Origin of the sequence: Nonomuraea sp. SYSU D8015, assembly GCF_008065375.1 — a bacterium.
Lineage (GTDB): Bacteria > Actinomycetota > Actinomycetes > Streptosporangiales > Streptosporangiaceae > Nonomuraea.
Map to the genome: position 1 here is coordinate 331928 of NZ_VJYI01000003.1, position 21290 is coordinate 353217.

Genomic DNA, 21290 nt, shown 5'->3' on the forward strand with positions numbered 1-21290 from the left:
TCCGGGGGCGGCACGGTTGACGACTCCGTGGCACCCATGTTCACCGACGCCCCGAATTGGACAAGATGGATGAGCTCCCCCCCGCCGATCCGTACCAAGCTGCTCAGGATCCTCCTGCTTCCGCTGGTCTCCATGGTCGCCTTGTGGGGGTTCGTCGCGTATTCCAGTGTCGAGGAGATCGTCACGGTCTCTCAGGCACAGGACCGCTGGGAGGCCATCGGCTCACCCGTGCTGCAGCTGATCGTCGAGTTACAGAGGGAGCGGCAGCTCTCCGCTGAGGCCCCGCGCAGCACCGGGTCGTCCGTGCCGCTCGCCCACCAGCGGCGGGTCACCGACGGCAAGGCCGAGCAGCTGCGCAAGGTCATCGGCTCCGTCGACGTCGCGGCGGAGGGCGAGGAGACGCCGGCCCAGGTGCGGGCGCTGCTGCAGGCGCTCGACGGGCTGCGGTCGCTGCGCGAGTCCGCCGACGCGGGGATGTTGTCCCCGCCGCTGAAGGTCATCCAGGCGTACGACAACCTCATCGACGCCGCGAACAAGCAGTTCAACGACCGCGACGCGCTGAGCGGCGTCTCGGCCTTCCGCTCGGTGCGCGGCATGGCGGCCTACAGCGCCACGGCGGAGTACCTGGGCCGGGAGCATGCCGTGATCAGCAGCACGATCGCGCAACGCAGAATGACCCCCACCGACCGGGCCGCGTTCGTCGCCGCGTTCAGCAGCCGCAGGATCGTCTTCGCCAACGCCGAGCGCGACGTGGGCCCCGAGCTGCGGGCGAGCGTCGACAAGCTGGTCAACGGCGCCCCGTACAAGCGGCTGCTGGAGGCCGAGGACGAGCTGTTCAACTGGGACACCACCGGTGGCCCGCCGCCCGTCGACCCCGCCCAGTGGAAGAGCGACGCCGACGCCATGCTCGGCATGATCTACCTCGACACGCGGCAGGAGCTCGACCGCGCCGCGGAGGAGGCGGCGTCGCAGAAGACCGCGGCCTACTGGCGAAGCGCGCTGCTCCTGCTCCTGGGACTGGCCGCGGTGCTCGTGTCCCTGGCGCTGTCGTACCGGTTCGGCCGCTCGCTGATCACCGAGCTCCGGCGGCTCCAGGCGTCGGCGGTGGAGCTGGCCGAGGAGCGGCTGCCCCGGCTGGTCGAGCGGCTGCGCCGCGGCGACGACGTGGACCCGGCCAGCGAGGCCCCCGGCCTCGCCCCGGCCGACACCGCGGAGGTCGACCGCGTGGTGGACGCCTTCTCCGCGGTACGCCGCACGGCCGTCGAGGCCGCCGTGGGGCAGGCGACGCTGCGCAAGGGCGTCAGCCAGGTCTTCCTCAACCTGGCCTGGCGCAACCAGGCACTGCTCCACCGCCAGCTCTCGCTGCTCGACACGATGGAGCGGCGGGTCGAGGAGCCGGAGGTCCTGGAGGACCTGTTCAAGCTCGACCACCTGACCACCCGCATGCGGCGGCACGCGGAGAACCTGATCATCCTGTCCGACTCCGCGCCCGCGCGGCGCTGGCGCGACCCGGTGCCGCTGTTCGACGTCGTGCGCGCGGCGGTGCTGGAGGTCGAGGACTACACCCGCGTCACCGTCGCACCGATGCCGAACGCGCCGATGCTGATCGGCGCCGCCGTCACCGACGTGATCCACCTGGTCGCCGAGCTGGTGGAGAACGCCACCGTCTTCTCCCCGCCCGACACGAACGTGCACATCCGCAGCATGACGGCGGCCAACGGCTTCGCGCTGGAGGTCGAGGACCGCGGGCTGGGGCTGAACCAGGCCACCCTCGACGAGCTCAACGCGCGGCTGGCCGACCCGCCGGAGTTCGACCTGGCCGACAGTGACCGGCTCGGACTGTTCGTGGTCTCCCGGCTGGCGGCCCGGCACGGCGTCAAGATCAATCTGCGTCGGTCGCCGTACGACGGGACCACCGCGATCGTGCTGCTGCCCTCCTCGCTGCTCTCCAGCACCGACGTCCCGGCCGTCGCGGCGGGGACGCGGCCGGCGGAGCAGCCCGCCGCCGCCCGATCGGGCCGGCCCATACGCGCGATCGGCACGACCAGCGCCGAGGGCCGGGCCCGCGGGGTGGGCGTCGTCTCGGAGCCCTTCCCCACCGCCAGGCCGGAGACCCTGGACGGCCGGGAGCTCACCGATCGCACCGGCCTGGCCCGCCCCAGCGGCCTGGCCAACCCGACGGGCCTGGCCCGCCCCAGCGGCCTGGCCGAGCCCAGCCCGAACGGCTCCAGCCCGAACGCCTCTGCGGCCCCGACCGCCCCTGCCGGCCCGGACGGCCTCGCCGACGCGGGCGGCGGGGCGGATGCGCCCGGTCGTGCTGCTGAGCCTGAGCGGGTGGCCTGGTTCGAGGCCCGCCCCGTGCCGCGGCAGGGCTCGGCGAACGGGCCGGGGCCGGCGACCGAGCCGCTGCCCGGACCGGTGCACCCGCCGCGAAGCGGGCCCGCGGCCCGGCCGGGGAACGGGCCTGTCCCCGCCTCGGCCACGCCGTCCGGCGGCCCGGCCTCCGCGTGGAGCGTCACGGTACCGCCCCAGGAGGCCGACGAGGACCTCGACGGACTGCCGATGCGGATACCGCAGGCCAGCATGGCTCCCCAGCTACGTGCCGCCCGGCGCGCGCAACCGCGCCAGGTGTCGGTGCGCTCGCCGGAGGAGCTCGCACAGCTCATGTCGTCCATGCAACAGGGCTGGCAGCAGGGTCGCCGCCAGGCCGAGCAGGGACAAGACGCGTGGAACGGAAAGGACGACAACCCCGATGCCCGACCCCAGAAGTGAACTGAGCTGGCTGCTGGACGACCTCACCCAGCGGGTCCCCGGCATCCGGCACGCCATCGTGCTGTCGGCCGACGGGCTGGCCATGGGCGGCTCCCGCGAGCTGACCCGGGAGGACGCCGAGCACCTGTCCGCCATCTCCGCAGGCAGCCACAGCCTCGCCATGGGCGCGGGACGGCACTTCGGGCTGGGCGGCGTCCGGCAGACGATCATCGAGATGGAGGGCGGGTTCCTCTTCGTGACCGCGGCCGGCCAGGGCGCCCGGCTGGCCGTGCTCGCCTCGGCCGACGCCGAGCTGGGCATGGTCACGTACGAGATGGCGCTCATGGTCAAGCGGGTCGGTGAGCATCTATCCGCGCAGCCGAGAGGAGCTGCGCCGGCACCCGCCTGGAACGGCGCGAGACCGTGACCGGGGACGATCCCGGGCCGCTGATCCGGCTGTTCGGGCTGACCGGGGGACGGGCGCGCCCGCAGGGCGAGATGTTCGACCTGGTGGCCATCGTCACGACGGTCGGCGGCTCCTACGAACCTGCGGATCTGATCCCGGAGCATCGCGCCGTGCTGTGGCTGTGCCGCCGCCCCACGCCGGTGGCGGACGTCGCGGCGCACCTCAAGCTGCCGATCAACATCACCCGGGTGATCCTGGGCGACCTGCGGCGCGAGGGCCTTGTCACCATCGAGCGCCCGCGCCCCGTGGCGCAGACGATCGACGAACGCATCTACAGGGAAGTGCTGCATGGACTACGCAGCCTCTGAGCCGGGGACGACCGCGGTCGCCTCGGCCTTGGCCATCAAGATCCTCATCGCGGGCGGCTTCGGCGTCGGGAAGACGACCATGGTCGGCACGATCAGCGAGATCCGGCCGCTGCACACCGAGGAGCTGCTGAGCGAGCGGGGCATCGGGGTGGACGACACCTCGGGCGTGGAGGCCAAGGTCACGACCACGGTGGCGCTGGATTTCGGCCGGATCACCATCCGCCAGGGGCTGTGGCTGTACCTGTTCGGCACCCCCGGGCAGGACCGGTTCTGGTTCATGTGGGACGAGCTCGCCCTCGGCGCGCTGGGCGCCGTCGTGCTCGCCGACACCCGCCGCCTGCAGGACTGCTTCCCGGCGGTGGACTACTTCGAGCAGCGCGGCATCCCGTTCGTGGTGGGCGTGAACTGCTTCGACGGCGCCCGCCGGTACGATCCGGCGAAGGTGCGGCGGGCGCTCGGGCTGAGCGAGACCATCCCGATCGTGCTGTGCGACGTGCGCGAGCGCGAGTCGGTCAAGAACGTGCTCACCACGCTGGTCACGTACGCGGTGGAAGGGGTCTGATCAGGGCAGGGACCGTCCCAGGTCGACGATGAAGCGGGCGAGCCCGGCCCGCTTGCGGAACAGCTCGTGCAGCTCGGGGGTGGGCTCCTGGCCCAGCATCTCGAAAGGGATCGCGGTCCACGCGCTGCGCAGCACGAGCGAGGCGACGTAGCCGAAGGAGATCTCGCCGGGGTCCGCCAGGGAGCTCGCCGGGGCGGCGTACGCGACCTCGATGGCCTCGTGCACGGCGGGCAGGTCCTCGGGGTGGAGCTCGCCGGTGTGCGCCCGGCCGACGAGCAGCTGGCCGAGGTCGAAGCCCACGGCGGCCGGATACGGCCAGCTCCAGTCGATGGCCACGAACTCCGCCGAGCCGTCGGCCGGGATCAGCAGGTTCCCCGGGCCGGCGTCGCCGTGGACGAGGGTGTGCGGCAGGCGGTCCAGGGCCTCCAGCAGCGGGTCGATCCGCTCGGCGAGGGCCAGCAGGTCGGCCCGGAGCAAAGGGTCGGCGTTCTCGGCGACCAGCGGGTTCCGCCACGTCGCCGGGTCCCGCATGGCGGGCAGGAACACGTTGGCCAGCGGTCCCGAGCGGTAGTAGTGGAGGCCGCGGTTGAGCGGCTCGCGCGGCCCGGACGACCGTCCCGCCACGGGCCGTGCGACGGCCAGGTCGCCGAGCAGGCGGGCGGCGCGACGGTAGCGGTCCAGGTCCCACGCGGCGGCTGCGACGTGCACGTACTCCAGCCACATGACCAGCCGGTCGTCCCCCAGGTCGTCCAGCCGGTACATCCGCGGCAGCCGCAGCCCGGCGGGCAGCTCGGGGCGGGCGAGGTAGACGTCGGCGTCGGCCCGCCAGGGGAAGTGCGCCTCGATGGCGGGCCGCAGGTGCTCGGGAACGGTCGCGTACCCGGCCCAGTGTCTGATCGCGTGGATCGACTTGACGAAGAACGACCAGGTCGCACCGCTGGTCGTGGTGCCGTGCACGCGGTGGAGCGAGGCCGTCGACAACATCCCGGGACCGTGGTCGAGGAGTTCGGCATGCTGGTCGGCGATCTCGGCCAGCGGGTCGCCGAGGCTCTCGCGGACGAGGTCCGTCAGGTCGATGGTCAACGCCATGCTCATGCGCAAAGCATGGCGGGCGAAATAACTCGCTCGCATGAGCATGGCCTACTCAAATACGCTTTCGTCGTGACACCGGGTTCCTGGCCGTTCACCGGCCGTGCAGCGCAACTCGCGGAGATCCGGTCCGCCTCCAGGGGCGTGGTCGTCGCCGGTCCGCCGGGGACGGGCAAGAGCCGCCTCGTGGCGCAGGCCGTCCACGGTGTCGACGGGGTCGCCTGGGCGCGGGCCACCGCGGCCGCCGCGGAGATCCCCCTCGGCGCCTTCGCCCCGTTGCTCCCCTCCACGCCGCCCGCCGGCAACCCGCTGGGCTGGGCGGCCGCCGCACTCCGCGCACCGGTGCTGGTGGTGGACGACGCCCACCTGCTCGACTCGGCCTCGGCCGCGCTCGTCCACCACCTCGTGACGCGGGGCGGCACGCGGGTGATCGCGACGCTCCGCAGCGGGACGCCCGTGCCGGACGCGGTGCTCGCGCTGTGGAAGGACGACCTGGTGCCGCGGCTGGAGCTGGAGCCGTTCTCGCCGGAGGAGACCGCAGCCGTGCTGGAGGCGGCCCTGGGCGGCCAGGTGGAGTCGGCCACCGTGGCCCGCCTGTGGCGGGTCAGCCAGGGCAACGCCCTCTACCTGCGCGAGCTCGTGTTGTCCGGGGTGCTCACGGAGGACGACGGCTTATGGCGCTGGCACGGGCCGCTGACGATCACCCCCACGCTGCGCGAGACGATCGCCGGCCGCATCGGCGACCTGACCGCCCAGGAGCGGAAGGCGCTGGAGCTCCTGGCGTACGGCGAGCCGCTGGGCGTGGACCTGCTGGCCGCGCTCGGCTCCCTCGACACCGTCCAGCGGCTGGAGGACCGGCAGCTGGTCACGGTGCAGCCGGACGGTCGGCGGTTGCAGGTGCGGCTCGCCCACCCCCTTCATGGGGAGGTCATCAGGGACGGCTGCGGGGTGCTGCGCGCCCGGACGATGATGCGCCGGCTGGCCGAGGCGGTCTCCGAAGCGGGGCTGCGCCGGCGCGAGGACGTGCTGAGGGTCGCCGTGTGGCGGCTGGACGGCGGCATGACCGGCGATCCGGAGTTACTTCTGGCCGGCTGCGAGCGGGCCAGGGTCGTCCGCGACCTGGACCTCGCCGTACGCCTGGGACGCGCCGCCGTTGCCGCGGGCGGCGGGACGTCCGCGCTCGCCGCGCTGGCCACGGTGCTCTACTACAGCGACAGGAACGCCGAGGCCGAGGAGGTGTTCGCCACCATCTGGGAAGCAGAGATGGACGATATGGCCCGGACCGACCTCGGCGTGCAGCGGGCGCTGAACCTGGCCGTGGGGCTCGGTGACGTCGCGCGGGCGCACGCCGTCCTGGACGAGACGACACGGCTCGTGCGCGATGTCCATGCCAGGCAGGGCACCTCCATCATGCGGGCCGTCCTCGCCGTCCTCGCCGGCGACATCGCCGCCGCCGAGGAGCTGCTGGCGCGGGCGCGGCGCTCAGGGCCGCTCAGCACGCACGGCGAACGCATGATGACCGGGGCCGAGGCGGCCGTCATGGTGGCACGGGGACAGGCCGCGGAATGCCTGTCCCGGGCGGAGGACATCCGCGCCGGGCTGGCGAAGGAGCCGGTCGCCATGCGCAGCCTCGCCGCCGCCATGACCGAGCACGGGACCAACGCCGCGCTGCTGCTCGGCGACCTGGACACCGCCGAGCGGCTCGCCGGCGAGGGATACGGGCTGGACGGCGAGTTCGGCACGTGGACCCGGGCGATCCTGCAGTTCGGCACGTTGAGGGCCCGCGTGCTGCGGATGCGCGGCCGGCTCGGCGACGCCCTCGCCCGGGCCCGCGACACTGTCGCGCGGCTGCCCGCCCGCAGCGTTTTCGCAGGGTCGTGCCTGGGCGAGCTCGCCCACGCGTACGCGCTGCTCGGCGACGTCGCCGCGGCCGAGGAGGCGCTGGCGCGGGCGGAGGCGACCGGTGTGCCGGTCGGGCCGTCCGTCGTCGTGCCGCTCCGCTCGGCCCGCGCGTGGACCCTCGCCGGCCGGGGCGACGTGGCGGGCGCGGTCGAGCTCTGCCTGGAGACCGCCGAGAGCGCGCTGCCCTGCGACGTGCCGTTCGCGTTGCACGACGTCGTCCGGCTCGGCCGTCCCGGGCTCGTCTCCCCCAGGCTCGCCGCGCTCGACGTGGAGGGCCCGCTGGTGGCGCTGTTCGCGCGGCACGCGGCCGCCCGCGACGGCGCGGAGCTCGACGCGGTGTCGGCCGGCTTCGAGCGGCTCGGCCTGCTGTTGTACGCGGCCGAGGCGGCGGCGCAGGCGGCCGCCCGCTACCGCGAGTCCGGGCTGACGCGCGGGGCGCGGGCGGCCGAGACCCGGGCCTGGCGGCTCTCGCAGCGCTGCCAGGGAGCCCGCACACCGGCGCTGGTGGACCTCGACGTCCCCGGCCTGACCCCGCGTCAGCGCGAGATCGCGGTGCTGGCCGCCCAGGGGCTGACCAACCGCGAGATCGCCGAGCGGCTCGTCGTCTCCATCCGCACCGTCGCCAACACGCTGTACGCGATTTACGACAAGACCGGCGTCAACGACCGCGCCGGCCTCGCGGCCCTCCTGGACCGGCCGACGGGCTGACCCCGTGACGCCCCGGACGGACCTCCGGTGAGAATTCTCGCCGGACACCGGCGCCGGGAAGTTTTCGGCGCGCCTCCCGTGTTTCCTCCACCATGGGGAACCGTTTCGCGGATGTGAAGGTCATCCAGCGCCTGCTCGCCGAGACGCAGACGTGGGCTTTCGTGGGTCTCAAGGACAATCCGGGTCGCACCGCCTACGAGCAGGCCTCCCTGCTCCGGATGCGCGGCAAGAAGATCATCCCCGTCCATCCCGCCGCCGAGACCGTCCTGGGCGAGCCCGGGTACGCGTCGCTGGCCGACGTGCCGGTCAAGGCGGACGTGGTCGCCGTGTACCGGCGTTCCGCGTCCGCGGGACAGGCGGTGGACGAGGCGATCGCGGCGGGCGCGGGGGCGGTCTGGCTCCCCCTCGGGGTGATCGACGAGGCCGCCGCCCAGCGTGCCCTGGACGCCGGTCTCGACGTCGTGATGGATCGCTGCCCCGGGGTCGAGTGGGCGTTACGCCGGACCTCCGCCGTCCACAGCTGACCGTCGTTCAGCGGGAAAGGGGTAAATGACGGATCGCGAGGTCGCCGTCCTCGTAGGACTACAGGCGTCGGGCAAGACCGCTTTTTACCGCCGGCGTCTGGCGGCCACGCACGCGCACGTGAGCAAGGACGCCTTCCCCAATGCCCGCCACCGGCAGCGACGCCAGCTCAGGATGATCGCCGAGGCGCTGGCCGAGGGAAGGGACGTGGCGGTGGACAACACCAATCCCTCACCGGAGGAGTGGAGCCCGCTCATCGTGGCGGCCAGGGAGCACGGCGCCCTCGTGGTGGCCTACTGGTTTCCTCCCGACCTCGTCGCGTCCCTCGACCGCAACGCCCTGCGGTCCGGCCGGGCGCAGGTGCCCGAGGTCGGCGTCCGGGCCACCTTCGCCCGCCTGCGCCGCCCGCGCCGGGCGGACGGGTTCGACGCGGTCCATGCCGTGACCTTCGACGGCCGCGGTGGTTTCAGCGTCCGGGAGCAGCCGGATTGACTCCGGAGATAGCGGAGTAATTTGGGGGTATGTCCGTATTTATGCGCGTCTGAGAAGGTGAACATCATGACCAAACAGCGCTACCCCATGGTCGCACGGATCCTCCGGCCGCTGCTCCGCATCCCGACCCCGGGTCCGGACGACGGGAACCCCAGTCGCCGCCGGCGGCGTCGCCGTCCCAACGGCGGATCTACTTGATCGACAGCCTGCGGCCCTTGAACATCGGGTACTTGGTCTCCCAGTAGCGCCAGCCCTCCACCCGGGCGGGCACGTTCGCGATGCCGGAGGCGACCTTGACGTGCCTGCAGGTGCGGAGCACCGACCACGCCGACCAGCCGATGCGGTAGCCGAAGACGCGGTACCACATGTTGCCGTACATTCCGTCGCTGATCTCCTGGGTGTATTCGTGCCCGGCGAAGACCATGTGCCTTTCTTCGAGGTGGGGGACGCCCATTTTACGGAGCGCCTTGATCACTTCCTCGACGGTGAACTTCGTTTCGCTCTCGGTGGTGCTCGCGGTCTCGCTCTCAGTGGTGCTCTCGGTTTCGCTCTTGTCGGCGGTCTCCGTCTTACTCACGGCGGCGCTGTCGGTCTCACTCTTCGTGAGAGTCCCGGTCGCCCTCTCGGTGGTGGTCTCGGTCCCGGTCTCGGCCTCCGGGTCGCGGGGGATCTCGACCGCCCTGTCGGTGGACTTCTCGATGGACTTCTCGGTGGTGGCCTCGGCGCCCGCCTCGACGGTGGTCTCCTCGCCCTTCTCGACGGTGGTCTCGTCGCCCTTCTCAACGGTGGTCTCGGCTCCCCTCTCGGTGGTGGCCTCGGATCCCTTCTCGTCTCGGAACTCCTTTCGCTTCTCGCTCTCGGTCTGGAGGAACGCGAGCACCTCGTGCTCCCTGGTGACCGACACCGTCATCGAACCGCCGGGGCCGTCGATGAAGCGCGTGCGGGGCACGAAGAAGTTCCGCGGCGACAGGCGGTGCTTCATGAAGAACAGGCGGGGGTGGCACACCTTGTCCTCGTGGTGGTCGCCGTCGTGGTCGCCCGCCCGTGCCGCGGGCGTCATGGTCGCGACCAGCGCCAGCGAAAGGGAGCCGGCCAGGGCCGCCCGCAGCGCGCGACGCGCCGTCCGCCGGGTGGGAGCGACCGTGGATTCTGTCCGGGAAACGGGCGTGAACACGTACGGGTTCCTTCCGGAATATGAAGCCCAAACGAGATCAGCACGATGTTTACAGTTGCGGCGAATCACGCCACAGCGCCACACCGGAGATTGATTCCCGGTACCGGAAAAGAATTGGTGAAGAATCGCTCATCCGGCTCGCATGATCGCGGCCGGTCCCGTACGGGTAACATGCCACCATGCCCCCGACCCGCGCACACGCAGAGCTGAAGCTGCAGCCGCTGCCCCAGGGCGGCCGGTCGCTGGCCGAGCAGGTGATCTCCGAGGTGCGCCGGGCGGTCCACACGGGCGCGATGGTCCCCGGCCGGCTCTATTCCGTCTACCAGGTGGCCGAGCAGCTCAACGTGTCGAGGAGCCCGGTGCGCGAGGCCATGCTGCGGCTCGCGGAGGCCGGGCTGGTGCAGGTCGAACGCAACCGGGGCTTCCGTGTCGTACTGCCGCACCCCCGCGAGATCGTCGAGATCTTCGGGGTGCGGCTGGCCCTCGAGCTGCCCGCGGTCCGGCGGGCCGCCGGCCGCGATCCCGCCGCGCTCGGCGCGACCCTGCGGGCGACGATGGCGGAGATGGCGGCGGCCGTCACCGCGGGCGACGAGATCCTCTTCTTCCACCTGGACCAGGCCCTGCACGACCACATCCTGGCCGCGGCGGGCAACGGCCGGGCCCGCGCGATCGTCGGCGGGCTGCGCGACACCATGCGCATCCTCGGCACGTCCACCGACGACCGGTCCCGCACGCTGCGGCAGGTGCACGAGGAGCACGAGCCGATCGTGGCGGCGGTCGCGGCGGGCGACGCCGGGGCCGCGGTGCGGGCGATGCGCGCCCATCTGACCAACACCGGCCTCATCCTGGCCAGGCAGGCGGCCCGGGCGCAGGGCGAGCCGGTCGACGTGGACGCGTTGTGGGCGTCCATCGTCGACGAGCCCTAGGCCGGCAGGGCGATCTCCCGGCCCAGGCCGAGCTCCTCGCGCACGCGTGCCAGCGACGCCGCCCGGATCGACGCGTACAGCGCGTACGGGTCGTGCAGCGGCCGCCCGAGCACCCCGGCCAGCGCCTCGGCGCCGAAGTCCGCGCCGGCCCTGGTCACGTCCTTGGCGCCGTCGGAGGTCAGGTTGGACTGGAAGATCCCGGCGGCCGAGCGCGGCAGGAAGTCCTCGTACACGATGGGGCGGGCCGTGACCCACCCGTCCGCCAGGAGGGTGGCGAGGCCGGCCGGGGGCGCGGCGCCGGGGCGCGGGTCGCCGGCGTGGAAGGTGAAGTAGGCCAGGTCGCGGGCGATCAGCTCGGCCTCGGTACGCGGCACCCGGCCCTCCCACAGCTTGGCTGCGACGGCGTTGCGTTCGCCGGCGGTCACCCTCTGCCCGGCGAGCGCGTCGTCCAGTTCGGCGGCCAGGTCGTCGTAGAGCGCGCGGCCGGCCGGCGTGACCGCGATGCCCCGGGCCTCCACCTCGCCGAACCGTACGCGGAGGTGGTCGCGCACGACGCTGCCGTCGTCCTCCCTGAACAGCCGCGGCTCGGCCAGCGCCCGGAAGGAGGTCTGGCGCAGCAGCAGGTCGGGGCCGTCCCAGCGGGGCGGGCCCTGGATGGCGTCGATCATCGTGATGCCGCGCTCGCCCATGCGGGCGTAGAGGGCGTCGATGTCGAGCACGCGTGGGGTCAGGTGGTTGACGTGCGTGCTCGCCACGCCGCCGATGTCGGCGGCCACCGCGGACACGCGCTCCAGCTCGGCGTACCAGCTGCGCGAGACCGGCTCCCTGGACAGCTCGAACGCCCGCGTGGCGAGGGTGAGGAACTCCTCGGCGTCCGCCTCGTCCAGCCCGCCCTCGGCCTCGGCGCGGTCGGCCAGGTCGAGCAGCCGGGGCGGGAACAGCCGGCGGGCCCCGAGGAACTCGCCGAGCCTGCGCTCCAGGTCCTCGCTGAAGAACCGCCGGTCGCCGATCACGAGCATGGACGTGAAGACGCGGAAGGGATTGGCGGCCAGCTCGGCCGCGTCCACGGGGCGGAACGCCGTGGAGACGACGGGCACCGAGCTGCTGGCCGCCTCGCGCAGGTCGTAGTAGCCGACGGGGTACATGCCCATCGCGCCGAAGATCCGGGCGACCTGCTGCATCTCGGCCGGGGTGCCGACGCGGATCGCGCCGTGCCGCTCGGCGGTGACGCGGTCGATGGTGCCCAGCCGCTCGGCGTCCGCCCCCATGCGTGCCAGCACCTCGCGGTTCACGTCCTGGGCGACGTCGACGAGGGCGTTGTACGCGGGGACCTCCGTGCCGTACATCGCCGACAGGCGCCGGGCGAAGGCCGCCCGGAGTGCGGTCGCGCCGATCATCATGCCCTCCCTCTTCTCGGGTGAGTGGCATGCTACATCGGTCGCATGTAACATGCTACGCATGGATCGGGCAGCCGCTCTCGCGACCGACCTCCGCCGGCGCGGAGTCACCGACGTGCTGACCGATTCCACGACCCGCTCGATCCACTCCTCCGACGCCTCGCTCTACCGCGTGCTCCCACTGCTGGTCGCCCGGCCGCGGTCGGCCGAGGACGTGGCCGCCGCGGTCGAGCTGTGCGCCCGCCACGAGATCCCCCTGACCGCCCGCGGCGCCGGCACGTCGGTCGCCGGCAACGCCGTCGGCCCCGGGCTCCTGCTGGACTTCAGCCGCCACATGAACCGGGTGCTGGACATGGACGCCGGATCCCGCACGGCGGTGGTCCAGCCGGGCGTCGTCCAGGCGGCCCTGCAGCTCGCGGCGGCCCCGTACGGGCTGAGGTTCGGCCCCGACCCGTCCACCCACACGCGCTGCACGATCGGCGGCATGATCGGCAACAACGCGTGCGGCTCCAGGACGCTCGGCTACGGCCGCACCTCCGACAACATCGCCGGGCTGAGGGCCGTGGCAGGCGACGGCACTCCCCTGGACCTCCCCACCGGCAAGGGCCCCGCCGCGCTGCGCGACCTGGTGATGGCGAACCTCGCCACGATCAGGACTGAGTTCGGCCGGTTCGGGCGGCAGATGTCGGGTTACGCGCTGGAGCACCTGCTGCCCGAGAACGGGTTCGATGTCGCCCGCCTGCTGGTCGGCAGCGAGGGCACGCTGGCCGTGCTGACCGAGGCGACGGTGCGGCTGGTGCGCGACCCGGCGCACCGGGTGCTGGTGGTGCTCGGCTACGACGACATCGCGGCGGCCGGGGACGCCGCGCCCGCCCTGCTGGAGCACCGGCCCACGGCATGTGAGGGCCTCGACGCGCGCATCGTGGACGTGGTGCGGCGCCGGCGCGGGGCGCACGCGGTGCCGCCGCTGCCGCGTGGGGCCGCCTGGCTGTTCGCCGAGGTGGCGGGGGACGACGAGGCCGAGGTGCTGGACCGGGCCCGGCGGGTGGCGGCCGGCGGCGAGGACGCGCTCGTCGTCACCGACCGGGCCGAGGCCCTGGCGCTCTGGCGCATCAGGGAGGACGGCGCGGGCCTGGCCGGCCGCAGCCCCGCCGGGCTGCCCGCGCACGCGGGCTGGGAGGACGCCGCCGTGCCGCCCGCGATGCTGGGGCGCTACCTGCGCGACTTCGAGTCGCTGATGGCCGAGCACGGCCTGACCGGCTACCCGTACGGGCACTTCGGCGACGGCTGCCTGCACATCCGGATCGACGTGCCGCTGGACCGGCCGGGCGGGCGCAAGGTGTTCCGCGACTTCCTGGTGGCCGCGGCCACGCTGGTCGCCGGCTACGGCGGCTCGCTGTCCGGCGAGCACGGCGACGGCCGGGCCCGCAGCGAGCTGCTGCCGCTCATGTACTCCGAAGCCGCGCTCGACCTGTTCGCCCGGGTCAAGGCCGTCTTCGACCCCGCCGACGTGCTCAACCCCGGCGTCCTGGTGCGGCCCCGCCCCCTCGACGCCGACCTGCGCGTTCCCGCCGCCCGCCGGGTGGGCGGCCTCGCCCTGGCCTACCGCGCCGACGGCGGCGACTTCGCGCAGGCCGTGCACCGCTGCACCGGGGTGGGCAAGTGCCGGGCCGACAACACGGCGACCGGCGGCGTGATGTGCCCGTCCTACCTGGCCACCCGGGAGGAGAAGGACTCGACCCGCGGCCGCGCCAGGGCGCTGCAGGAGATGCTCAACGGCTCGGCCGTCTCCGGCGGCTGGCGCTCGCCCGAGGTGCACGAGGCCCTGGAGCTGTGCCTGTCGTGCAAGGGCTGCGCCTCCGACTGCCCGACGGGGATCGACATGGCGGCGTACAAGTCGGAGGTGCTCCACCAGAGCTACAAGGGGCGGGTGCGCCCGGCCGCCCACTACGCGCTGGGCCGGCTGCCGCTGTGGGCGAGACTGGCCGGGCGGATGCCGCGGGCCGTCAACGCCGTCCTGCGCGCGCCCGCGCTGCGCCGGCCGGCGCTGGCGCTGGCCGGGGTGGATCGGCGGCGCACGCTGCCGGCGTTCGCGCAGCAGACGTTCCGCTCCTGGTTCGCGCGGAGCCGGCGTCCGGCGTCCGGGGAGCCGGTCCTGCTGTTCGTCGACACCTTCACCGACCATTTCGCGCCGGAGGTCGGCCGCGCCACCGTGGCTGTGCTAGAGGCCGCAGGCTACCGGCCGCGGATCAGCGAGCGCCGCCAGTGCTGCGCGCTCACCTGGATCTCCACCGGCCAGCTGGACGCGGCCAGGAGGATCCTGGGCCGTACGGTCGCCGACCTGACGGAGGCCGCCGAGGCAGGCGTGCCGATCGTGGGCATGGAGCCGTCGTGCACGGCGGTCCTGCGCTCGGACGCGCTGGAGCTGCTGGACGAGGCGGCGGCCGGGCCGGTGGCGCGCATGACCCGGACGCTGGCCGAGCTCCTGTCGGAGACCCCTGGCTGGCGGCCGCCGGCGCTGGACGGGACGCCGGTGGTGGCCCAGCCGCACTGCCACCACCACGCCGTGATGAGCTGGGACCAGGACGCCCGGCTGCTGCGCGAGGCCGGCGCGGAGGTGCGCCGGCTGGGCGGATGCTGCGGGCTGGCCGGCAACTTCGGGGTCGAGAAGCGACACTACGAGGTGTCCGTGGCCGTGGCCGAGCTGCAACTGCTGCCGGCGCTCCGGGAGGCGGGGCCGGAGACCGCCGTCCTGGCCGACGGCTTCTCCTGCCGTACGCAGATCGCCGACCTGTCCCCCCGCCGGGGCGTCCACCTGGCGCAGCTCCTCGCCGATCGACTCCCTTGAGGTCCCCCATGCTCAATCCGCTCCACCTGCGGACGCTGACCGCCGTGCTGAACGCCGGCTCGTTCGCCGCCGCGGCCAGGCGGCTCGGCTACACCGCCTCCGCGGTCTCGCAGCAGATCGCGGCGCTGGAGCGGGCGGTCAGGATGCCGCTGTTCGAACGCGGGGCCCAGACCATCACGCCGACCCCGGCGGCCCGCTACCTCGTGTCGCGGGCCTACGACGTGCTGGCGGCGCTGGACGCGCTGGAGGAGGACGTCCGCGGCATGTCCGAGGGCACGATCGGCCGGCTCAGGCTGGGCAGCTTCCCGACGGCGAGCCAGCGGCTGCTGCCGATCGCCCTGGCCTCGTACGCCGGGACGCACCCGTCGGTGGAGACCGTCCTGGACGAGGGCGAGCCCGACGAGCTGATCCCGCTGCTCCGGGCCGGCGAGCTCGACCTGGCGCTGGTCTACCGCTACGACCCGGTGCCCCGGGCCTGGCCGCGGGACCTGCAGGAGATCGGGCTGCTGGAGGAGGAGCTGCTGCTCCTGCTGCCCGGGGGACATTCGCTGGCCGCCGCCGAGACGGTCGCCCTCGACGACCTCAAGCAGGAGACGTGGGTGTCCACGAGGGAGGGCACCGCCGGGGCGTCCTGCCTGCGCCGGCTGTGCGCGCCGGCGGGCTACGAGCCGCGCGTCGACTACCGCAGCAACGACTACGGCGTCATCCGCGGGCTAGTGCGCTCGGGGCTGGGGGTCGCGCTGGTGCCGGCGCTCGCGCACGTGCCGAGTCAGGGCGTGGTCACGGCCCGGCTGAGCGGGGTCGAGGCCCGCAGGCGGATCGCCGCCGTGCACCGGGGCACGAATCCGGCGGTGACCGGCGCGGTGTGGTCGTTGTGCCAGGCGGCGGCCCGGCTGGCCGCGGAGCTGCCCAGCGTAAGAACTTCTTCGGCCACGCCGACAAAGAGCGGCGCTTGACCGCTTCCTCCGGATCTGTCCGATCCGCAATGCTAGATGTGGTAGCTGGCGAAAGGAACCGTTCATGGGACGTGTGCTCCCCACACATGCCTCCGTGGTCGTCATCGGGGGCGGCTGCATGGGCGTCAGCTCGGCGTACGCGCTGGCCGCGGCCGGGGTGCGCGACGTGGTCCTGATCGACAAGGGGCCGCTGGGCTCCGGCTCGACCTCCAAGGCGGCGGGGGGCGTGCGCGCGCAGTTCTCCGACCGGGTGAACATCGAGCTCGCCGTACGCAGCCTGGAGACCTTCGAGACCTTCGCCGACCGCTTCCGTCAGGAGATCGACCTGCACAAGGTGGGCTACCTGTTCCTGCTGGACTCGCCCGAGTCGGTCGCGGCGTTCGAGAAGAACGTCGCGATCCAGAACGACCTCGGCGTGCCCAGCCGGATGATCTCCGTGCCGGAGGCCGCGGAGCTGTCGCCGCTGATCGACACCGACGGGCTGCTCGCCGCCGCCTACTCCCCCAGCGACGGCCACTGCACACCGGAGTCCGTGGTGCTCGGCTACGCGGGCGCGGCCCGGCGGCTGGGCGCGCGGCTGCTGCCCGGCTGCGCCGCGACCGGCATCGAGACGGTGGACGGCCGCATCGTCGCCGTACAGACCGAGGGCGGCCGCATCGAGACCGACACCGTCATCTGCGCGGCCGGGGCCTGGTCGCAGCCGATCGGCGCCTGGGTGGGCGTGGACCTGCCGGTGACCCCGCTCCGCAGGCAGGTCCTGGTCACCGAGCCGGTCCCCGACCTGCCGCCGATGGCGTTCACCATCGACTTCGGCACCACGTTCTACTTCCACCGCGAGGGTCCCGGCCTGCTGCTGGGCATGTCCGACCCGGACGAGACCCCGGGGTTCAAGCTCGACCGGTCCGACGCCTGGCTGCCGCGGCTGGGCGAGGCCATGGCCCGCCGCGCCCCGGCGCTGATGGAGACCGGCATCGCCACCGGCTGGGCCGGCCTGTACGAGGTGACGCCCGACCACAACGCGCTCATCGGGACCGCCCCCGGCGTCGACCGGTTCATCTACGCCACCGGCTTCTCCGGCCACGGGTTCCTGATGAGCCCGGCCGTCGGCGAGGTGGTGCGCGACCTCTACCTGGGCCGGGCGCCGTTCGTGGACGTCTCCGGCTTCGACGCGGGCCGCTTCGCCGCCGCCGGGGCCAGGCCCGAGCTCAACATCGTCTGACGACCGAGGGAGATCTTTGATGGTGACCACGCTGCCCGCCGCGGGCGAGCTGGCCGCGACGGCGCGCGAGACCGCCAAGCGCTGCGGTGTGGACGTGGACGCGCTGGGCGGCGCGGTCACGACGACCTCGCCGATCAATGGGGCGCCGCTGGCCACCGTGGACTGGGTGGAGGCCACCGCCGGGGACGACGCCGTGGACGACGCCGTCGCGCGGGCCAGGGAGGCGTTCCTCGCCTGGCGTGCCGTGCCCGCGCCGGTCCGCGGCGCGCTGGTCAAGCGGCTCGGCGAGCTGCTGACCGAGCACAAGCCGGACCTCGCCACGCTGATCAGCCTGGAGGTCGGGAAGATCACCTCTGAGGCGCTGGGCGAGGTCCAGGAGATGATCGACATCTGCGACTTCGCGGTGGGCCTGTCCCGCCAGTTGTACGGGCGCACGATCAGCTCCGAGCGGCCCGGCCACCGGCTCATGGAGACCTGGCACCCGCTCGGCGTCGTCGGAGTGATCAGCGCCTTCAACTTCCCGGCCGCGGTGTGGTCGTGGAACACGGCGATCGCCCTGGTGTGCGGCGATCCGGTCGTCTGGAAGCCGTCGGAGCTGGCGCCGCTGACCGCCCTGGCCTGCGCGGCCCTGCTGGACCGGGCCGCGGCCGAGCGGGGCGCGCCCGCGTACCTGAGCCAGGTCCTGATCGGCGGACCCGGCGTCGGCGAGGCGCTCGTCGACCATCCGGGGATCGCCCTGGTCAGCGCCACCGGCTCGACCCGCATGGGCCGCGCGGTGGGGCCGCGGGTGGCCGCCAGGTTCGGGCGGTCGCTGCTGGAGCTGGGCGGGAACAACGCGGCCGTGGTCTGCCCGTCAGCCGACCTGGACCTGGCCACGCGCGGCATCGTGTTCTCGGCCGCGGGCACGGCCGGCCAGCGGTGCACGACGATGCGCCGCGTCATCGCCCACGCCGACGTCGCCGACGCGCTCGTCGAGCGCCTCGCCGACGCCTACGCGCGCCTGCCCATCGGCAACCCGCTGGCGCCGGGCACCCTGGTGGGGCCGTTGATCAACGAGCGGGCGCACGCGGCGATGCGCGACGCGCTGGACGCCGCCCTCGAGCAGGGTGGCACGCTGGTGGCCGGTGGCGGTCGGCGGCTCGCCGACCAGGCGCCGGACGCGTACTACGCCGAGCCGGCGCTGGTGCGGATGCCGGAGCAGACCCCGATCGTGGCCCAGGAGACGTTCGCGCCCATCCTGTACGTCATGCCGTACGACACGCTGGAGCAGGCCATCGCGCTCAACAACGCGGTGCCCCAGGGGCTGTCGTCCAGCATCTTCACCCGGGACCAGGCGGAGGCCGAGCTGTTCGTGTCGGCCGAGGGCTCCGACTGCGGGATCGTCAACGTCAACATCGGCACGTCGGGGGCCGAGATCGGCGGGGCGTTCGGCGGGGAGAAGGAGACCGGCGGCGGGCGGGAGTCCGGCTCGGACGCGTGGCGCGCCTACATGCGCCGCGCCACGAACACGATCAACTACTCCGGCGAGTTGCCGCTGGCCCAGGGCGTCGAGTTCACCATCTGACCCCGGCTCCCACGCCTTCCTTGCCGCGATCCACCGCGGCGGGGAACCCGTCCACACGCGCCCAGCCCTGCACGCTGAGCACCGCAGCACTCACCGCTCCCCCGGCGCGCCGCCGCTGGTCGCGCGTGCCGCCGCTGGTCGCGCATGCCGTAGCGCGGCCGCGCACATGCACCCGCTCTTGTACGTTGAGCAACCGCCACGGCCAGCTGCACGCGCCGCGCCAGCAGGCGGCCCGTGCACTGTCGGCGGGCCCTGCACTGCCGGCGGACCATGCGCTGCGGCGGTGGCCGCGGCCCCGGGGGGGCGGGGCGCGGGTCCGGGACGGGGCGCGGTGCGGGTCCGGGACGGGGCGCGGTGCGGGTCCGGGAATGCCCGCTTCATGGGGCGCTCAGGAGCCGGGCCAGGGAGGAACGTCCTCGACGTCGCGGGCACCGCGCAGAGCCATGCGGACCGGCAGCGGCGACAACACGATGATCGCGCCCGCCAGCCACAGCGTCGGCCGCGGTCCGACCGCCTCCCCGAGGAGGCCGCCCAGCAGGGCGCCCAGGGGGAACAGGCCCATCATCAGGAAGCGCATGGTGGCGTTGACCCGGCCGAGCAGGCGTTCGGGGCACAGCCGCTGCCGCAGGCTGACGTTGGTGACGGCGTACACGATCTGTCCCAGCTCCCCGGCCGCCGTGCCGAGCACGATGAGGCCGACCGCCCAGCCGGGCTGCGCCAGGGGCCCGAGCAGCGCGATCGGGCCGGTCACGGCCAGGGACAACCAGATGATCCGGGCCGAGCCGGCGCACCGGGCGAGGCGGGGCGTGAGGGCCGCGCCGGCCAGGGCGGCGAGCGAACCCGCGGCGAGGACCAGCCCGATAGCGGCAGGCGGCAGGCCGAGCGTGCGGACCATGAAGACGATGCTCACGGCAGAGGCGATCGCGAAGGAGAAGTTGCCGGCGGCGCTGGTGATCGCGATGGCGCGCAGGAGCCTGGTCCGGGCGACGAACGCCAGGCCCTCCGCGATCTCCGCCCCGAGCCCGGCCGGCCGCGGTGACGAACCCGGCCGCGGTGACGGGGCCGGCTCGCGGGTCCCGATCGCCAGCAGCGACGCGGCCGACACGGCGAACGTGACGGCCTGGACCAGGACGACGTTCGCGGCGCCCAGCACCGTGACCGCCCATCCTCCGACGCCCGGTCCGGCCACCTGGCCGCAGGCGCGGACGGTCTCCATGGCCGAGTTGCCGGCGAGCAGACCGGTCCGGCCGACGACGGACGGGAGGTAGCTCTGGTAGCCGACGTCGAAGAAGACCCTGGCGACACCGGCCAGCAGCGACACGACCACCAGGTGCGCGATGGTCAGCCGGCCGAGCAGGGCGGCGAGGGGGATCGTGGCCAGGAGCACGGCGCGGGCCACGTCACTGGCGACGAGGACGGGCCTGCGGCGCCATCGGTCGAGCCACGCGCCGGCCGGCAGGCCGATCAGCGCGAACGCGACGGTTCCCGCCGCCGTGACGAGGCCGAGCTCCAACGGCGAGGCGCCGAGGGTCACGACGGCGAGCAGCGGGATGGCCACGCCGCTGACCTGCGTGCCGAGCTGGCTGGTGGTCTGTCCGAGAAGGAGAAGGCGGAAGTCGCGCCGCCGGAGCGGCGAACCGCTGGACATCGAGGAGCCTCCAGAGAGCCGGTGGGTGAACCCCCACCCGCAGCTCCGAAGGCGTCGCTAGGGGTGGGGGACATTACCGGCCCGTCTCCCGTCCGTCAAGCGGCGGCGTGAAACGGCCTGGTCAGCACGGTCAGGCGGTGGGGAGGTAGCCGTGGGCGACGATGTGGGAGGCGCGGCGGGCGTACATCTCGGGGTCCTCGGGAGCGACGGTGGCCAGGCCGTCCACGTACCGGTTGTACATGCAGAACGCGGCGGCGATCAGCACCGTGTCATGGATCTCGGCGTCCGTGGCCCCGGCCTTCCTGGCGGCCTCGACGTCCTCGGGGGTGACGGCGTTGCCGCTCCGCCGCACGGCCGCCGCGATGCCGAGCAGGGCCCGCAGCTTGTCGGAGATGGGGGCGGTGTCGGGGGCCGAGCAGGCGTGGGCCACGACCTCGTCGCCTCCTGGAAGCTGGGCGGCGGCGAACGCGCCGTGGGACATCGCGCAGAAGCGGCACTCGTTGAGCGTGGAGACGTACGAGGCGATGAGCTCCCGCTCGCCCCGCGACAGGGTGTTGTCCCCGCGCAGCAGGATCTCGGCCAGTTCGTTGAGCACCCTGCCGGTCTCGGGGCGGTACCGCAGCAGCCCGACGATTCCCGGAGCGTCGTTGCCCAGCTCGATGTACGGCATTCGGTGTCCTCCCGAGGATGGTCCTGGGTCGTGGCGTCACCTCCTTCCCTACCTCACCGCGCGGCACGACAGAAAGGCCCGTTTCCCG

Annotated in this window: 17 protein-coding genes; 12 read left to right on the forward strand and 5 right to left on the reverse strand. The window is 73.5% G+C overall.

The window, feature by feature from the left end; genetic code table 11:
• Positions 1-69 precede the first annotated feature (69 nt).
• The 4 genes from ID574_RS16975 to ID574_RS16990 are packed head-to-tail and all read left to right on the forward strand — an operon-like array spanning position 70 to position 4087.
• Positions 70-2772 (forward strand): sensor histidine kinase, encoded by a 2703-nt coding sequence (locus ID574_RS16975; protein WP_188189862.1) that lies wholly within the window; start codon positions 70-72, stop codon positions 2770-2772.
• Positions 2753-3178 carry a roadblock/LC7 domain-containing protein gene (locus tag ID574_RS16980; RefSeq protein ID WP_185052022.1) on the forward strand — a complete coding sequence of 142 codons (426 nt, stop codon included), beginning with the start codon at positions 2753-2755 and terminating at the stop codon, positions 3176-3178. The genes ID574_RS16975 and ID574_RS16980 overlap by 20 nt, the downstream gene beginning before the upstream one ends.
• Positions 3175-3525: a DUF742 domain-containing protein gene (locus tag ID574_RS16985; RefSeq protein ID WP_223166775.1), complete on the forward strand. Its 351-nt coding sequence runs from the start codon at positions 3175-3177 to the stop codon at positions 3523-3525. Before ID574_RS16980 ends, ID574_RS16985 begins: the two co-directional genes overlap by 4 nt.
• A complete protein-coding gene (locus tag ID574_RS16990) occupies positions 3506-4087 on the forward strand; it encodes a GTP-binding protein (protein ID WP_188189863.1) in 582 nt (193 codons plus the stop codon). The genes ID574_RS16985 and ID574_RS16990 overlap by 20 nt, the downstream gene beginning before the upstream one ends.
• On the opposite strand, the gene ID574_RS16995 is transcribed toward ID574_RS16990, so the two are convergent.
• Positions 4088-5182: a phosphotransferase gene (locus ID574_RS16995; RefSeq protein WP_188189864.1), complete on the reverse strand. Its 1095-nt coding sequence runs from the start codon at positions 5180-5182 to the stop codon at positions 4088-4090.
• Between the two features lie 66 nt (positions 5183-5248).
• On the opposite strand from ID574_RS16995, the gene ID574_RS17000 reads away from it, so the two are divergent.
• From ID574_RS17000 to ID574_RS17010, 3 genes are all read left to right on the forward strand, one after another.
• Positions 5249-7786 (forward strand): helix-turn-helix transcriptional regulator, encoded by a 2538-nt coding sequence (locus ID574_RS17000; protein WP_188189865.1) that lies wholly within the window; start codon positions 5249-5251, stop codon positions 7784-7786.
• A 92-nt stretch (positions 7787-7878) separates the two neighbouring features.
• Positions 7879-8310 carry a CoA-binding protein gene (locus ID574_RS17005; protein ID WP_188189866.1) on the forward strand — a complete coding sequence of 144 codons (432 nt, stop codon included), beginning with the start codon at positions 7879-7881 and terminating at the stop codon, positions 8308-8310.
• Positions 8311-8335: 25 nt separating this feature from the next.
• Positions 8336-8800, forward strand: coding sequence for an ATP-binding protein (locus ID574_RS17010; RefSeq protein ID WP_188189867.1), 465 nt, complete (start codon positions 8336-8338; stop codon positions 8798-8800).
• Positions 8801-8990: 190 nt separating this feature from the next.
• On the opposite strand, the gene ID574_RS17015 is transcribed toward ID574_RS17010, so the two are convergent.
• The gene (locus ID574_RS17015) at positions 8991-9974 is read right to left on the reverse strand and encodes a hypothetical protein (RefSeq protein WP_188189868.1); all 984 of its coding nucleotides are present in this window, start codon (positions 9972-9974) and stop codon (positions 8991-8993) included.
• A gap of 179 nt (positions 9975-10153) precedes the next feature.
• Between ID574_RS17015 and ID574_RS17020 the strand changes: the two genes are divergently transcribed.
• Entirely contained in the window at positions 10154-10900 is a 747-nt protein-coding gene (locus ID574_RS17020; RefSeq protein ID WP_188189869.1) for a GntR family transcriptional regulator, read from the forward strand.
• Here ID574_RS17020 and hglS read toward each other — a convergent pair.
• Positions 10897-12300: a 2-oxoadipate dioxygenase/decarboxylase gene (gene hglS, locus ID574_RS17025; protein WP_223166776.1), complete on the reverse strand. Its 1404-nt coding sequence runs from the start codon at positions 12298-12300 to the stop codon at positions 10897-10899. The two genes, ID574_RS17020 and hglS, sit on opposite strands and share 4 nt — an antisense overlap.
• 58 nt (positions 12301-12358) lie before the next feature.
• On the opposite strand from hglS, the gene ID574_RS17030 reads away from it, so the two are divergent.
• The 4 genes from ID574_RS17030 to amaB all read left to right on the forward strand — a co-directional run bounded on the left by ID574_RS17030 (position 12359) and on the right by amaB (position 18884).
• Entirely contained in the window at positions 12359-15145 is a 2787-nt protein-coding gene (locus ID574_RS17030) for an FAD-binding and (Fe-S)-binding domain-containing protein (protein WP_223166777.1), read from the forward strand.
• Positions 15146-15153: 8 nt separating this feature from the next.
• Positions 15154-16101 (forward strand): LysR family transcriptional regulator, encoded by a 948-nt coding sequence (locus ID574_RS17035; RefSeq protein ID WP_188189871.1) that lies wholly within the window; start codon positions 15154-15156, stop codon positions 16099-16101.
• A 64-nt stretch (positions 16102-16165) separates the two neighbouring features.
• A complete protein-coding gene (locus ID574_RS17040) occupies positions 16166-17320 on the forward strand; it encodes an NAD(P)/FAD-dependent oxidoreductase (protein ID WP_188189872.1) in 1155 nt (384 codons plus the stop codon).
• A 19-nt stretch (positions 17321-17339) separates the two neighbouring features.
• Positions 17340-18884, forward strand: coding sequence for an L-piperidine-6-carboxylate dehydrogenase (amaB, locus tag ID574_RS17045; RefSeq protein WP_188189873.1), 1545 nt, complete (start codon positions 17340-17342; stop codon positions 18882-18884).
• A gap of 388 nt (positions 18885-19272) precedes the next feature.
• On the opposite strand, the gene ID574_RS17050 is transcribed toward amaB, so the two are convergent.
• Positions 19273-20532 carry an MFS transporter gene (locus tag ID574_RS17050; protein WP_188189874.1) on the reverse strand — a complete coding sequence of 420 codons (1260 nt, stop codon included), beginning with the start codon at positions 20530-20532 and terminating at the stop codon, positions 19273-19275.
• 130 nt (positions 20533-20662) lie between these two features.
• Entirely contained in the window at positions 20663-21202 is a 540-nt protein-coding gene (locus tag ID574_RS17055; RefSeq protein ID WP_188189875.1) for a carboxymuconolactone decarboxylase family protein, read from the reverse strand.
• Positions 21203-21290: the final 88 nt, after the last annotated feature.